This window comes from Rathayibacter agropyri (assembly GCF_013249015.1).
Classification (GTDB): domain Bacteria; phylum Actinomycetota; class Actinomycetes; order Actinomycetales; family Microbacteriaceae; genus Rathayibacter; species Rathayibacter agropyri.
On record NZ_JABRPL010000001.1, the window covers coordinates 36,323 to 49,206 of the forward strand.

Genomic DNA, 12,884 nt, shown 5'->3' on the forward strand with positions numbered 1-12,884 from the left:
TGTGCCGCAGCGTTTACCGCGATCATATAGTGAGTCCACGTCGTATCGGGCAAAAAGCGGCCACGACCCTGCTGTTGAGATGACGCACAACGACGGGTTGCGGCGGGGTCTTATGGTTCCGCGTCCGAGTGCCGGATGGTCGATGCGTGCGCATGAAAAGCTCCGCTCGCTCCTGAGCGGTTCCGCAGACACCGCTTCTCGAAAGGAACACCAGTGCCACAGCCACCCACTCGCCGCCTGGCGGCGATCACCCTCGCCTGCCTCCTCGCCTCCGGAGGAGCGGCCGCTCTCGCGCCAGTCGCCTCTGCCCTGCCCGCCGCTGTCTCCGACTCGCCGGCGTCCGTGTTCGTTCCGGGCACCTCCTCCACCGCCCCGACCGCTCAGGCGCGCGGCACGCGAACCTACTCCAACGCACTTGTCGCCGGCGAATATCTCGACCCCGGAGAACAGATTGTCTCGGCGAACGGCTCCTACAGCCTGAAGATGCAGGGCGACGGTAACACCGTGATCGACGACTCGAGCGGGCACACCGCCTGGAACACCGGGACCCAGGGCGTCGGCTCTTACCTCCGAATGCAGGATGACGGCAACCTCGTCGTCTACTCGGCAGACGGCGCTTCACTCTGGAGTTCCGGGACGGAAGGCACTGTCGGCGCGGTGGCTATGATCCGCGACGACGGGCGGCTCGTGATCGTTCGCTCGGACTCCTCGACTGCGTGGAGTTCTGACAGCGAGCAGTCGGCGACTCAGGATGTTCTGGCGAGCGGCCGGTCGCTCTCGGCAGGTCAGCAGCTCACCTCCCCGGACGGCCGCTCACGCTCGATGATGCAGGGTGACGGCAACTTCGTCGTGTACAGCGATGGCGTTGCGCGCTGGAGTTCCCTCACCTTCGGAGAGGGCAACCGCCTCGAGATGCAGTCTGACGGCAACGCTGTCGTCCACGGGCCAGGCGGAGGTATTCGCTGGGCTTCGAACACCTCGGGCAACCCCGGGGCGCGGCTGGTCATGCAGAACGACGGCAACCTGGTCGTCTCTGCGGACTCGGGCCGGCTTCTGTGGGCGAGCAGCGACCAGGCCGGGCCAGTGATCGGCGATGTCCTCGCGGGCGGTAGCGAGCTGCACCGCGGCCAGCAGCTCATCTCGTCCGACGGCGGCTCCCGCGCCATGCAGCAGAGCGACGGCAACTTCGTGGTCTACGCGCGCGGGGGCGTCCGCTGGGCCGCAGGCACGCTGGGCGAGGGTGACCACCTCGTGATGCAGAGCGACGGCAACGCGGTGATTTACGCCACGGACGGCCGTGTGCTGTGGCAGTCGGGCACGGGCGGAAACAGTGACGCTCGGATGGTCATGCAGAACGACGGCAACCTCGTGATCTCCTCCGCCTCGGGCCGGGCACTCTGGGCGAGTGACACCCTGCCGTCTCCGGTCGTCAGCGACACGCTCCCGGGGGGCGACCGCCTGACCGTCAACCAGCGGCTGCGTTCAAGCGACGGGGGCAGCGAAGCGATCATGCAGGGCGATGGCAACTTCGTCGTGTACTCGGGAGGCGGCGTCCGCTGGAGTACCGGCACGTCCGGGGGCGGCAACCGCCTCGAGATGCAGTCCGACGGCAACGCTGTGATTTACGGGCCCTCCGGGGTGCGCTGGCAGTCGGCGACCGGTGGCAACCCGGGCGCTCGGATGGTCATGCAGAACGACGGCAACCTCGTGATCTCTTCCGCTTCGGGTAGTGCGCTGTGGCAGAGCAACCAGCCTGCACCTGCACTGCCCCGTCCCGCGGATCAGGACTGCAAGGACTTCCCGAGTCGAGCCGCGGCTCAGAACTTCTTCGAGTTCTGGGCGCAGTGGTACGGCGACTTCGCCGGCCTCGATGCACACAACACCGGCGACGCATGCGAGGACTACCGCTACTAGGTTCGTCTGCACGGTGACTGAAGGCCCGTCTCCCCGTCCCGGGGGGCGGGCCTTCGTCGTCCCCGCCCGCGCACGGCATCGCCGTTGCCCGCCAGGTGCCCGGGCTCAGACAGACGCGCGCACTCCGGCCGCCGGCAGCAGCACCGCGTCGACCAGCGAGATCAGGTAGTCGCGGTTCACCGGCTCCCGCAGCAGCAGCACGCGGTAGGCGGTCATCGAGGGCGCGATCAGCGCCAGCTGCTCGACGTCGATGTCGGCCGAGATTTCGCCGCGGGCAATCGCCCGATTCAGGAGAAAGCGGATCGCCCGCGCGCGCGGCTCGACGATGACAGTGCGGACCGTGTCCGCCAGCTCGGGCGCCTGAGAGATCATGGCGACCACTCCGGACATGATGCGCAGTTTCCGCTCGGTGTCCTCGATGGCGTGCGGCTTGATCAGCGCGACCAGATCGCCCCGGAGGGAGCCGGTGTCGGGAAGGGATTCTTCGGACAGGTCCGCGCCCTTGAGGCAGGCGAGCGCGTCGAGGACGAGCTCGGCCTTCGACTCCCAGCGCCGGTAGACCGTGGCTTTGCCTGCCTTGGCGCGGGCGGCGACCATGTCGATGGTCATTCCCTCGTAGCCGGTTTCGGCGAGCACATCGAGGGCGGCTGTCAGAATCTCGAGGTCGCGGTTGGGGTCGCGGCGGCGGCCCGGGCGGGCAGTTTCGCAGGCGGTGGGGGGAGTGGGCGGCGTCATTGCGGCTGCTCCTGTCTGTTTCGGCGGTGGGTCGGACCGGCCCCGTGTGAACACCATGCTAATTGAAGAACTACGCAGTTCCGAAACTGCGGCGTCTCGTATATGGTCGCTGGCATGACACAGACCTCTCTGCAGCCGGCGACCGCCGCTCCGGCTTCCTCGAACCGCCGCTGGTGGACCCTCATGGCTGTCGGCCTGGCCCAGCTGATGGTCGTGCTCGACTCGACCGTCGTGAACATCGCGCTCCCCGCCGCGCAGGCCGACCTCGGCTTCTCCGACGGCGACCGCCAGTGGGTCGTGACCGCCTACTCCCTCGCCTTCGCCAGCCTCCTCCTGCTCGGCGGACGCCTCTCCGACCTGATCGGCCGCAAGCGCACCTTCGTGATCGGCCTGATCGGCTTCGCCATCGCCTCCGCCCTGGGCGGAGCGGCTCCGAACTTCGAACTGCTCATCGCCGCTCGCGCTCTCCAGGGCGTGTTCGGCGCGCTCCTCGCCCCAACGGCGCTCGCCGTGCTGACCACGACTTTCACTGTCCCCAAGGAGCGCGCCCGCGCGTTCGGCGTGTTCGGTGCCATCGCCGGTGCGGGAGGAGCCGTCGGCCTGCTCCTCGGCGGCGTGCTCACCGAGAGCTTCGACTGGCGCTGGAACCTGTACATCAACGTAATCATCGCGATCGTCGCCGTGATCGGTGCCATCGTCTTCGTGCCGCCGATCGAACGCTCCGGCCCGCGCCCCCAGCTCGACGTGCCGGGCACCCTACTGGTCTCGGCTGCGCTCTTCGGCCTCGTCTTCGGCTTCGCGAACGCCGAGACCGACGGCTGGGATTCGCCTCTCACCTGGGGACCGCTCGTGGCCGCCGGCGTCTTGCTGGCAGGCTTCGTCCTCCGCCAGCGCACCGCAGACCATCCCCTCCTGCCCCTGCAGATCGTGCTCGACCGTGACCGCGGTGCCGCTTACCTCTCGGTACTCATCGCCGGAGCGAGCATGTTCGGCATCTTCCTGTTCGTCACCTATTACTTGCAGGTGTCGCTCGGCTACTCGCCGATCCAGACGGGGCTGTCTTTCCTCCCGATGATCGGGATGCTCGTGCTCGCCGCGCAGCTCGGAACCAACCTGTTGCTGCCGCGCCTCGGCCCAAAGATCATGGTCCCTGTCGGCATGGTGCTCGGTGTCATCGGCATGCTGCTGCTCACGCGCCTTGACCTCGGTAGCGGCTACGCGGCCGACGTACTGCCGGCGCTGATGCTGCTCGGTCTCGCGATGGGCACGATCATGCCCGGATCGATGCAGACCGCCACCCGTGGAGTGGATGTGCAGTTCGCCGGAGTCGCCTCCGCGATGGTCAACACCAGCCAGCAGGTCGGCGGTTCGATCGGGACTGCGCTGCTGAACACCCTCGCCGCGACGGCTGTGACGGACTACCTCGCGTCGCACGCTCCCGTCACGGCGACGATCGCCGCAGAGGCCGCGGTGCAGAGCTACGCCGTCGCCTACGGCTGGGGTGCGGGCTTCTACGCGGTTGGCGCGGTGCTCACGGTGCTGCTGTTCCGCCGCCGCCGCCCGGTCGCAGTCGCGGCGCTGGCGTCTCCGGCACCTGTGCTCGCCCACTGACCTGCCGCCGCCCACTGACCTGCCGCCACTGTCCAAAAGTTGTCGCACTCGACCCCCGAGTGCGACAACTTTCGGCTTCTCGGCGGCGCCGGGTATCCCCGCGCGTCAGCGACTGTCCACAAGTTGTCGCAGTGGGTGCCGAGTGCGACAACTTGTGGACAGTCGTGGCGGCAGTGGCGGCACTCAGCGCAGGCGGGAGTGCTCGCCGAGGTGGTGCCAGGTGCGGTTGTGATAGACGAGCGGAGCCGTGGCCTCGGAGTCATCCGGCACGTGCGCCTCGAGGGCGTGCACGGCGACGATCGTCGACGCCCCCGCCTCCATGCGGTTGATCACCGTGCCGCGGATCCACGCGGACGTCCCGGGGAAATACGGCTCGCCCGTGGGCAGCCGCGACCAGAGGGACGTGTCGGCGAAGCGATCAATCCCGCTGGTCGAGCCAAGTCGCGCGAGATCGAGTTGACTCGCATCGAGGAGGTGCACGACAAGCGTCTCGGACGCCTGGATCGCCGGAGAGCTTGACGACGCGGACGACAGAGAGAAGACGAAGAGCGGAGGCTCGGCGCTCACCGAGAAGACGGAGGTCGCAGTCAGTGCGACCGGCCCCGTGCCCGGATCGGCGGTGATCAGTGCGACCCCGGCCGCGTGGTTGCGGAACGCGAGCTTGAACTCTTCCGGGGAGAGCCCGGCGAAGGCATGGTGCTTCGGCTCGGTACCCCCCGGCTCGGCGTTCGGGGTGGTGGCGAGGTTCTCACGGCTCATCGGAGCTCCTGATCGTTCGAGGGAGCGACGAGCGTGATCCTGCATCGCACCGCTGGGTGACCCCTCCAGCCTGACGCACCAGGAGGCGGAGGGTGACTCTATTTCGCGGAATGACGGCCCTCTGCGTCCCGCGCCGCTGCCAACCTCACTCCGGGGCGCGCCTCTCGACGACTGAGGCGGAGGACGTTCGATGTGCAGTTGTGATGTGCAGGTACGACGGCTGTGAGAACGATCTCCCGCCCGCCGAACTAACGCGTCGGTCGAGATCCCCTGCGAATCGTGCGCACCCCTGCACATCGTGCATACCCCTGCACATCGTGCACATCGCAACGATGCACCGCCCGCAGCGCAACCCGTCGCGCCCCGTAGCCCGCCGCGTGCACACTCGGGGGTATGGCTCACCGTCCCCGCGCCTCCTCCGCGCACCCCGAGAGCAAGACCTGCGCCTCCTGCGGCCGCGAGATCGAGTGGCGCGCGAAGTGGGCGCGCGACTGGGATGACGTGCGCTACTGCTCCGAGACGTGTCGGCGCCGCGGGGTCGGTCCGGAGGAGGAGCGCCTGGAGGACGGCATCCGCGCCGTCCTGCTCGCCCGGGCTGCGTCCTCGACGGCGTGCCCGTCCGAGGTTGCGCGCAGGGTCGGCGGTGAGGAGTGGCGCCCGCTGATGGAACCGGTCCGCCGTGCCGCCCGCCGGCTCGTCGACCGCGGTGAGATCGACATCGTCCAGGGCGGTCAGGTCGTCGATCCCTCCCGGGCCAAGGGCCCGATCAGGCTGCGGAGGCGCCCCGGAGGCCCCCTGTCGCCCGGCCGCACCGCGGGCTAGCCTCAGCAGATGCCCAGCAGCGACGCCGTCGTCCTCACCGTCCCCGGACCGAACGGCGATCGGGAGGTGCGAATCTCGAGCCCGGGACGCGTGCTCTTCCCGGAGCCGGGAATCACGAAGCTCGAGGTCGCCGAATACCTCGTCGCCGTCGGCGAAGCGTTCGTCGCGGCGAACGGCGGCCGCCCCGTGTCTCTCCAGCGCTTCTCCTCCGGAATCGACGGTGACCAGTTCTTCTCGAAGAACCCGCCGAAGGGCGCGCCAGAGTACGTGCGCTCACTCGCCGTCACCTACCCGAGCGGACGGGTGCATCCGCAGCTCGTGATCGACGAGCCGGCCGTCGCCGTCTTGGCCGCGCAGATGAACACCGTCGTCTTCCACCCGTGGGCGTCTCGCGCCGAGGCGTCCGACCTGCCCGATCAACTCCGGATCGACCTCGACCCGCAGCCGGGAACTGACGTCGCCGACGCGGTTGTCGCCGCGCACGCCCTTCGCGAGGTCCTCCGGGAGGCGGGCCTCGATCCCTTCGTGAAGACCTCGGGGAATCGTGGGCTGCACGTCTTCGCCCCGATCGTCCCCGAGCACGAGTTCCTCGACGTGCGGCACGCCGTCATCGCCGCGGCCCGAGAACTGGAGCGGCGGATGCCCGAGCAGGTCACGACCGCGTGGTGGAAGGAGGAGCGCGGCGAGCGGATCTTCGTCGACTTCAACCAGGCGAATCGCGATCGCACGATGGCCGGCGCATACAGTCCTCGGCCGCTCCCGCACGCGCCCGTCTCGACTCCGCTGGAGTGGGACGAACTCGACGGAGTCGACCCGCGGCAGTTCACCATCCGCTCGGTGCCGGCACGACTCGCCGAGCGGGGCGACCCGTGGGCGCGGATGCACGACGTGCCGGGTCGCCTCGAGGCGCTGCTCGGCTGGTGGGAGCGTGATCTCGCCGGGGGACTGGGCGAGCTGCCCTTTCCCCCCGACTTCCCCAAGATGCCCGGGGAGCCGCCCCGCGTGCATCCGAGCCGCGCCAGGAAAAGCTGACGGCTCGATCAGCCCAGTACATCCCCGAGGTCGTACGCCGTGGGTTGTTCTAGCTGCTCCATCGTGCACGATGCGGCCTCGCGGTCTGGCCGCCACCGCTCAAACTGCACGGTGTGCCGGAACCGGTCGCCCTCGCGCTGGTCGTAGCGCACCTCCAGCACGAGCTCGGGACGCAGACGCACGAAGGAGGTGTCTCGGCCGCCCGAGAACCGGCTCCGCTCGCCGTCACCGCGCACCGGCTCGCCCGCCTCGTTCCGCTCGACCGCGGGCGCGAGCTCGTCGAGCAGCTGCACCCGCCGCTCGTCGCTGAAGGCGGAGGCGCCGCCGACCTGGCGCACCTCGCCGTCGTCGCCGTACAGCCCGAGCAGGATCGAGCCCACGCCGACCTTAGAGATGTGTGCGCGGTAGCCGATCGCGATCACGTCGGCCGTGCGGTGGTGCTTCACCTTGAGCATCGTGCGCTTGCCGGGCGAGTAGTGGGCGGCGAGCGGCTTCGCTATCACTCCGTCGAGCCCCGCGCCCTCGAATCGCTCGAGCCAGTCGCGGGCCAGCGCCTCGTCGGCTGTGGTGCGCCCCAGGTGGAGCGGATGCGGCATGCCCGCAACTAGCGCGGCGAGCGCCTCCCGCCGCGCCGAGTAGGGCTCCTCGAGAAGGCTCCTGCCGTCAACGGCGAGCAGGTCGAACGCGACGAGCATCGCCGGAGTCGACTTCGCCAGCATCGCGACGCGGCTCGCTGCCGGGTGGATGCGCTGCGAGAGAAGGTCCCAGTCGAGTCGTTGTGCGCCGGTCTCGCCGGTCGCCAGGACGATCTCGCCGTCGAGCACGCAGCCGTCCGGGAGGAGCCGCAGGAACGCCTCGACCAGCTCGGGGAAGTACCGCGTCAGCGGCTTGGAGCCCCGGCTCCCGATCTCGCATACTCCCTCCGTGACCGACACGATGGCGCGAAATCCGTCCCACTTCGGCTCGTAGGAGTAGCCGCCAGCGACCGCGTCCTGCTCGGGCACCGCCGGCACGGCCCGAGCGAGCATGGGAGCGAGGGGGAGCGCGAGGTCCATTCCCCGATCATCCCGGGCGGGCGGGCGGGCCGCATCCCTTCGATTCTGTTGTAATGCCCTGCATGACCCTGTTGTAATGCCCTGCATCACCGTCCTTCGCAGCCGTCTCCGCGTTTCGGGGCGTAGCGTTGCCCCTTATGAGTCACTCTTGGAAGCGCTGGACGCCCGTCGTCATCGTGCCCGCGGTCGTCGTCGCGGCCGCCGTCGCCCTCCCCCTCTCCGCGAGTGCCGCGGGAGACCTCCCCGAGAAGTCCGCCGCGGACCTCCTCTCCTTCGTCGCCGAGAGCGTGCCGACCGCTTTCTCCGGCGAAATCCAGCAGACGTCAGCGCTCGGCCTGCCCGACCTCTCAGCGCTGGGCGGATCCACCGGCGCGGCCAGTGGCGACGCCTCCGGCACCGACGCTCTCCTCGAACTGGCCACCGGCTCGCATCAGGCGCGGGTGTACGTCGATCCTGCGCAGGGAGCCCGCCTCCAGATCCTCGACCGGCTCGCCGAGCGCGATGTGATCGCCTCCAAGGCCGACGGGGTCTGGATCTACGATTCGAGCGCGAATGCGGCGACCCACGTCGTCCCGTCCGAGGCCGGTGCGGAGCCGGACCAGCCAGGCGATCGGGTGGTCACCCCGACCTCCGCCGCCGAGAAGCTGCTGGCGGCTGTCGACCCGACCACCACCGTCGCGGTGGGCTCCAACGTCCGCGTCGCCGGGCGCGACGCCTACGAGCTCGTCCTTACCCCGCGTGATAGCGGCACCCTCGTCGGTTCCGTGACCGTCTCGGTCGACGGTCAGACCGGCCTTCCCCTCGGCGTCGCCGTGACCGCTCGCGGAGGAACCGCTCCCGCATTCAGCGTGGCCTACACGAGCATCGACTTCTCCACTCCCGATTCCGCACTCTTTTCCTTCACGCCCCCTGCGGGCGCCGAGGTGAGTGACGAGGCGGCCTCCGAGCACGAGCCGTCTGGCGCTCCGTCCGCGGAGGCCGACGACTCACAGGCGCCGAGCGCCGAGGACGTCAGCGTGACCGGCACCGGCTGGAACACCGTTGTCGAACTGCCCGCCGGCGACATGGAGGCGGGCGGCTCCCTCAATGCGATCACCACGCCCACCGACGGGGGCCGCGTCCTCTCCTCCGCACTCCTGACCGTGCTCCTCACCGACGACGGCCGCGTCCTCGCCGGTGCAGTGCCGGTCGAGGCCCTGCGCGCCGCAGCCGACGCTCGGTGACCACGAGCGAGCTAGCGGTCGAGACCCGCGGCCTGACCAAGCGCTTCGGGCGCCAGGAGGCCGTCTCGGGTCTCGACCTCGCTGTCCCGCGTGGAGCAGTATTCGGCTTCCTGGGACCCAACGGCTCAGGTAAGACCACGACCATCCGGATGCTGCTCGCGCTGGCCGCGCCCACCGAGGGCAGCATCACGGTCCTCGGCTCGGAGATGCCGCGACGCTCCGCCGACGTTCTCCCGCGGGTGGGCGCTCTCGTCGAGGGCCCCGGCTTCTACCCGTTCCTCTCTGGTGCCGCCAACCTCCGCCGGTTCGACGCCGCGGAGCCGGGCACCTCCTCCCGCACCCGCACGGCCCGGGCGGAGGAGGCACTGGCGCGCGTCGGCCTCTCTGTCGCCGCCCGCAAGAAGGTCGGCTCCTACTCCCTCGGGATGAAGCAGCGGCTCGGCATCGCCGTGGCGCTCCTCTCCCCCCGCGATCTGATCGTGCTGGACGAGCCGACGAACGGTCTCGATCCGCAGGGCACGCGCGAGGTGCGCTCTCTCGTGCGCGGACTCAACGAGGACGGCACAACCGTTCTGGTCTCCAGCCACCTCCTCGCCGAGATCGAGCAGCTCTGCACTCACGCCGCGGTCATGCGGACGGGCCGCCTGGTCGCGCAGGGCGGGCTTGACGAATTGCGCGGCGACGCCGCCTCCGTCGAACTGCTGACCCCCGACCGCGAGCGCGCCGTTGTCGCCCTCCGCACGCGGGGACTCGAGCCGCAGACCGCTCCGGGAGCGCATCCCGCCGATCCGCCGCTCGTCACCGCTGTACTGCCGCCCGGACTCGCCCCCGAGGCACTGGTCGCGGCACTCGTCGAGGCCGACGTGCGTGTGCGCGGCTTCTCCGTGCGCCGTCCTTCTCTCGAGGAGCGTTTCGTTGAGTTGACCGGGGAGGGCTTTGATGTCGAGCGCTGAGGTCACCGAGCGACGGGGGACCGGAGTCGGCTCACTGCTCGTGTCGGAGCTTGCCCTGCTCTTCCGCCGCCGCCGAACCTGGGCTCTGCTCGCGGCGCTCGCCGCGATCCCGGTCCTGCTGGCGGTCGCCGTGCGGCTCTCTGGCGAGGGCGGCGGCCCCTCCTTTGTGGGAGCGATCGCCAGCAACGGGCTCTTCACGGGTCTCGCTGCGATCACCGTCGCCGTGCCGCTCTTCCTGCCTCTCACGGTCGGAGTCGTCGCGGGCGACGCGATCGCGGGGGAGGCCTCGCTCGGCACCCTGCGCTACCTCCTGGTAACCCCCGTCGGCCGGGTGCGGCTTCTCGCCGTCAAATTCGCCGCCACCCTCGCCTTCTGCCTTGCTGCGGCGCTGACGGTGATGGTCACCGGGATCCTGATCGGCCTGGCGCTGTTCCCGGCGGGGCCGGTGACACTGCTCTCCGGAACCACGGTGCCGCTGCTGGACGCGATCGGGCGGGCGCTGACGATCGCTGTCTACGCGGCTCTCTCACTGGTGGGGCTGGCCGCGATCGGTCTCTTTATCTCGACGCTCACCGACGTACCCGTCGGTGCGATGGCCGCGACCGTCGTGGTGTCGATTGCCGCGCAGATCGTGGGATCGCTGTCGCAGCTCAGCGTTCTGCACCCGTTCCTGCTGACTCATCGCTGGTTCGACTTTGCCGATCTGCTGCGCGACCCGATTGCCTGGGGTTCCTTCGGCGAGAACGCTGTACTGCAGCTCGCCTACGTCGCGGTGTTCGGTTCCCTCGCTATCGCCCGTTTCACCACGCGCGACATCCTGTCCTGACCGGCCGGAACCGCAGGGTCTGAAAACATTGAGGGCCGCCCTTCCGACGAGCGGAAGGGCGGCTCTTGCTGCGCCACTCAGTCCTGCGGAGTGAGGTCGAAGCTGACGGCGCCGCCCTCGTCGACCTGGGCGTCGAGCACCTTGTCGCCGAGTGCGTCCGAGGCCGCGACGTCGAGGAAGACCCGCGCCCCATCCTGCTCGACGACGGCGTCCGTCGTCTCGGGCGCCGCAGCGACGGCGACCGCGAAGTTGCTGGCGTCGAGGTCGTTCCCGCTGATGCGCAGGCCGCCCTCCACGGGGGTCTGGGTCTGTCCGGTGATGGTCTTGACGACGGTGCTGGCGTTATCGGTGAGGGTGAGCATCGGGTCATTCCTTCCGTCGGTGATCGATGAGGGGGCCACGTTGCCGAGAACGGCGGCGGACCTCAAGAGGGGGGCGCCGATGTCGAGGGGATACGGAGGCGACGCACACCTGGGAGCGCGTGGACGCGCGCGGTGCCACACTGACCGGATGCATCCCGCCGACTCCTGCCCGTGCGGAAGCCGCCGCCACTATGCCGACTGCTGCCGTCCCGCCCATCTCGGAGAGGAACCGTCGCCGAGGGCGGAGCGCCTGATGCGCAGCCGCTACACCGCCAACGTTCTCGGCAGCGCCGGATACCTGCTGGCCAGTTGGCATCCCTCCACGAGGCCCGCCCGAATCCACCTGGACGAGAACGTGCGCTGGCGTCGCCTCCAGATCGTCGACACGGTTCGCGGAGGCGAGGGCGACGACGAAGGACTGGTCGAGTTCCGCGCGTCCTACCGCTCGCCCGCTGGCCTCGGACTCGTGCACGAGCGCAGCCGGTTCGTGCGGGAGGACGGTCAGTGGCTCTACCTCGACGGCGAAATCCTCGACGACCACGCCTGAGGCGCCTCGATCGTTCTACGCTGGACAGATGGCCAAGGACTTCCGCCGGGCGGACGACGCGTCGCGCTACGAGCTGCACCTGGACGGCACTCTGGCGGGCGTCCTCGACTACCGCGAGAGCGGCGGGACAGTATCGCTCGTGCGCTCCTTCACGACTCCGCCCTTCCGCGGCCGCGGCCTCGCCGGCGAACTCGTCGCGTTCGCCGTGGCCGACATCGAGGCGAGGGGTGGGCGGACGGTCGTGCCCCTGTGCTGGTACGTCGGTGAGTGGTTCGAGCAGCACCCCGAGAAGGCGCACTTGCTCGCTGCAGCCTGACGATCAGGCCGGTCCGGGCGCTCACCTCCGGACAGCGGGCTCCACATCGGCGAGGTCGGGTCCGAGGCCGAGGTCAACGAGGCGCAGCCGGCCGGCGTAGGAGTCGCCAGGCGGCACGAGCAGGCCCGCCTTGATCGCGCCGAAGGTCACCGTCACGTCGGCGCGCAGGACGGTCGGATCGGGCACCGAGCCGTCGTCGGGATGGATGCCACTCGGCAAGTCGACCGCGACGACGACGGGTCGCTCCGTGCGCTGCTCGAGCGCCGCAAGGACCGCCGTGACCACCTCGCGCGGACGTCCGCGCAGGGCCGCCTCGGTGGTGCCGATGCCGAGAATCCCATCAACGAGCACGTCGGCCCGCGCGACGGCGGCCGAGAGGGCGCTCGCGTCGTCCGGAGCGACGCGGTCGCAGCCCTCGTCGAGGGCGATGGCGAGGCCCCGTCCGTGCGCGTGCTCAGCGGCGAGGACGAGAGCGACGTCGGTACCGGAGGCCGAGAGCTCCGCGGCCGCGTACAGGGCGTCCCCTCCGTTGTTACCGGGACCGACCAGGACGAGCACGAGGGCGGGGCGCGAGCGGTCGTGTCGGTTGGCGAGGACGAGTCGGAGTTCGCGGGCGAGCCCATTCGCTGCACGCTGCATCAGCGGTTCGCGTCGGGCCAGGTGCGGGGCTTCGGCGGCCCGGACCTGCGCTGAGGTGTATCCCTCGACCATGCGTCCACTGTGCGCGCG

General features: G+C 69.8%; 14 protein-coding genes and 1 pseudogene. 10 read left to right on the plus strand and 5 right to left on the minus strand.

Translation table 11 applies throughout. The features are described 5' to 3' along the window. The first annotated feature begins 213 nt into the window (after positions 1-213). On the plus strand, positions 214-1,914 hold the full coding sequence (locus HRF29_RS00185) for a hypothetical protein (RefSeq protein WP_173242940.1): 1,701 nt from the start codon (positions 214-216) through the stop codon (positions 1,912-1,914). Positions 1,915-2,019: 105 nt separating this feature from the next. Here HRF29_RS00185 and HRF29_RS00190 read toward each other — a convergent pair whose 3' ends face one another. Continuing rightward, complete coding sequence (locus tag HRF29_RS00190) at positions 2,020-2,649, minus strand: TetR/AcrR family transcriptional regulator (RefSeq protein ID WP_173242943.1); 630 nt, start codon at positions 2,647-2,649, stop codon at positions 2,020-2,022. 114 nt (positions 2,650-2,763) lie between these two features. On the opposite strand from HRF29_RS00190, the gene HRF29_RS00195 reads away from it, so the two are divergent. Further along, a complete protein-coding gene (locus HRF29_RS00195; protein ID WP_173242946.1) occupies positions 2,764-4,260 on the plus strand; it encodes an MFS transporter in 1,497 nt (498 codons plus the stop codon). Positions 4,261-4,443: 183 nt separating this feature from the next. Here the strand turns inward: HRF29_RS00195 and HRF29_RS00200 are convergent, their stop codons facing one another. Continuing rightward, the gene (locus tag HRF29_RS00200) at positions 4,444-5,019 is read right to left on the minus strand and encodes a flavin reductase family protein (RefSeq protein ID WP_173242950.1); all 576 of its coding nucleotides are present in this window, start codon (positions 5,017-5,019) and stop codon (positions 4,444-4,446) included. A gap of 393 nt (positions 5,020-5,412) precedes the next feature. On the opposite strand from HRF29_RS00200, the gene HRF29_RS00205 reads away from it, so the two are divergent. Together HRF29_RS00205 and ligD are read left to right on the plus strand one after the other, a co-directional pair. Next, positions 5,413-5,841, plus strand: a complete 429-nt coding sequence (locus HRF29_RS00205; protein WP_173242953.1) for a DUF2256 and DUF3253 domain-containing protein — start codon at positions 5,413-5,415, stop codon at positions 5,839-5,841. Positions 5,842-5,850: 9 nt separating this feature from the next. After that, positions 5,851-6,873, plus strand: coding sequence for a non-homologous end-joining DNA ligase (ligD, locus tag HRF29_RS00210; RefSeq protein WP_173242956.1), 1,023 nt, complete (start codon positions 5,851-5,853; stop codon positions 6,871-6,873). Positions 6,874-6,881: 8 nt separating this feature from the next. On the opposite strand, the gene HRF29_RS00215 is transcribed toward ligD, so the two are convergent. Then, positions 6,882-7,928, minus strand: a complete 1,047-nt coding sequence (locus HRF29_RS00215) for an ATP-dependent DNA ligase (RefSeq protein ID WP_173242959.1) — start codon at positions 7,926-7,928, stop codon at positions 6,882-6,884. Between the two features lie 137 nt (positions 7,929-8,065). Here HRF29_RS00215 and HRF29_RS00220 point away from each other — a divergent pair, with 137 nt between their 5' ends. The 3 genes from HRF29_RS00220 to HRF29_RS00230 are packed head-to-tail and all read left to right on the plus strand — an operon-like array spanning position 8,066 to position 10,930. Continuing rightward, complete coding sequence (locus HRF29_RS00220; protein ID WP_173242962.1) at positions 8,066-9,151, plus strand: LolA family protein; 1,086 nt, start codon at positions 8,066-8,068, stop codon at positions 9,149-9,151. After that, positions 9,148-10,104, plus strand: a complete 957-nt coding sequence (locus HRF29_RS00225) for an ATP-binding cassette domain-containing protein (protein ID WP_173242965.1) — start codon at positions 9,148-9,150, stop codon at positions 10,102-10,104. The genes HRF29_RS00220 and HRF29_RS00225 overlap by 4 nt, the downstream gene beginning before the upstream one ends. Further along, a complete protein-coding gene (locus HRF29_RS00230) occupies positions 10,091-10,930 on the plus strand; it encodes an ABC transporter permease (RefSeq protein ID WP_173242968.1) in 840 nt (279 codons plus the stop codon). Before HRF29_RS00225 ends, HRF29_RS00230 begins: the two co-directional genes overlap by 14 nt. Before the next feature lie 77 nt (positions 10,931-11,007). Here the strand turns inward: HRF29_RS00230 and HRF29_RS00235 are convergent, their stop codons facing one another. Then, positions 11,008-11,292 (minus strand): Fe-S cluster assembly protein HesB, encoded by a 285-nt coding sequence (locus tag HRF29_RS00235; RefSeq protein WP_173242972.1) that lies wholly within the window; start codon positions 11,290-11,292, stop codon positions 11,008-11,010. Positions 11,293-11,440: 148 nt separating this feature from the next. Between HRF29_RS00235 and HRF29_RS14730 the strand changes: the two are divergent. From HRF29_RS14730 to HRF29_RS00245, 3 genes and pseudogenes are all read left to right on the plus strand, one after another. Beyond that, positions 11,441-11,503 (plus strand): annotated as a pseudogene (locus HRF29_RS14730) (SEC-C metal-binding domain-containing protein); the annotation flags it as partial. A 42-nt stretch (positions 11,504-11,545) separates the two neighbouring features. After that, positions 11,546-11,839 (plus strand): YchJ family protein, encoded by a 294-nt coding sequence (locus tag HRF29_RS00240; RefSeq protein WP_246226599.1) that lies wholly within the window; start codon positions 11,546-11,548, stop codon positions 11,837-11,839. A gap of 28 nt (positions 11,840-11,867) precedes the next feature. Continuing rightward, on the plus strand, positions 11,868-12,155 hold the full coding sequence (locus HRF29_RS00245) for a GNAT family N-acetyltransferase (protein WP_173242978.1): 288 nt from the start codon (positions 11,868-11,870) through the stop codon (positions 12,153-12,155). Positions 12,156-12,176: 21 nt separating this feature from the next. On the opposite strand, the gene HRF29_RS00250 is transcribed toward HRF29_RS00245, so the two are convergent. Further along, positions 12,177-12,866: an NAD(P)H-hydrate epimerase gene (locus tag HRF29_RS00250; RefSeq protein ID WP_173242981.1), complete on the minus strand. Its 690-nt coding sequence runs from the start codon at positions 12,864-12,866 to the stop codon at positions 12,177-12,179. Between the last annotated feature and the right edge of the window lie 18 nt (positions 12,867-12,884).

Bases quoted from the DNA above. Each gene is read 5' to 3' on its own strand.
- HRF29_RS00200 (WP_173242950.1), bottom strand. From the start codon at position 5,019: ATGAGCCGTGAGAACCTCGCCACCACCCCGAACGCCGAGCCGGGGGGT.
- ligD (WP_173242956.1), top strand. From the start codon at position 5,851: ATGCCCAGCAGCGACGCCGTCGTCCTCACCGTCCCCGGACCGAACGGC.
- HRF29_RS00205 (WP_173242953.1), top strand. From the start codon at position 5,413: ATGGCTCACCGTCCCCGCGCCTCCTCCGCGCACCCCGAGAGCAAGACC.
- HRF29_RS00240 (WP_246226599.1), top strand. From the start codon at position 11,546: ATGCGCAGCCGCTACACCGCCAACGTTCTCGGCAGCGCCGGATACCTG.
- HRF29_RS00220 (WP_173242962.1), top strand. From the start codon at position 8,066: ATGAGTCACTCTTGGAAGCGCTGGACGCCCGTCGTCATCGTGCCCGCG.
- HRF29_RS00215 (WP_173242959.1), bottom strand. From the start codon at position 7,928: ATGGACCTCGCGCTCCCCCTCGCTCCCATGCTCGCTCGGGCCGTGCCG.
- HRF29_RS00250 (WP_173242981.1), bottom strand. From the start codon at position 12,866: ATGGTCGAGGGATACACCTCAGCGCAGGTCCGGGCCGCCGAAGCCCCG.
- HRF29_RS00195 (WP_173242946.1), top strand. From the start codon at position 2,764: ATGACACAGACCTCTCTGCAGCCGGCGACCGCCGCTCCGGCTTCCTCG.
- HRF29_RS00190 (WP_173242943.1), bottom strand. From the start codon at position 2,649: ATGACGCCGCCCACTCCCCCCACCGCCTGCGAAACTGCCCGCCCGGGC.
- HRF29_RS00235 (WP_173242972.1), bottom strand. From the start codon at position 11,292: ATGCTCACCCTCACCGATAACGCCAGCACCGTCGTCAAGACCATCACC.
- HRF29_RS00230 (WP_173242968.1), top strand. From the start codon at position 10,091: ATGTCGAGCGCTGAGGTCACCGAGCGACGGGGGACCGGAGTCGGCTCA.
- HRF29_RS00245 (WP_173242978.1), top strand. From the start codon at position 11,868: ATGGCCAAGGACTTCCGCCGGGCGGACGACGCGTCGCGCTACGAGCTG.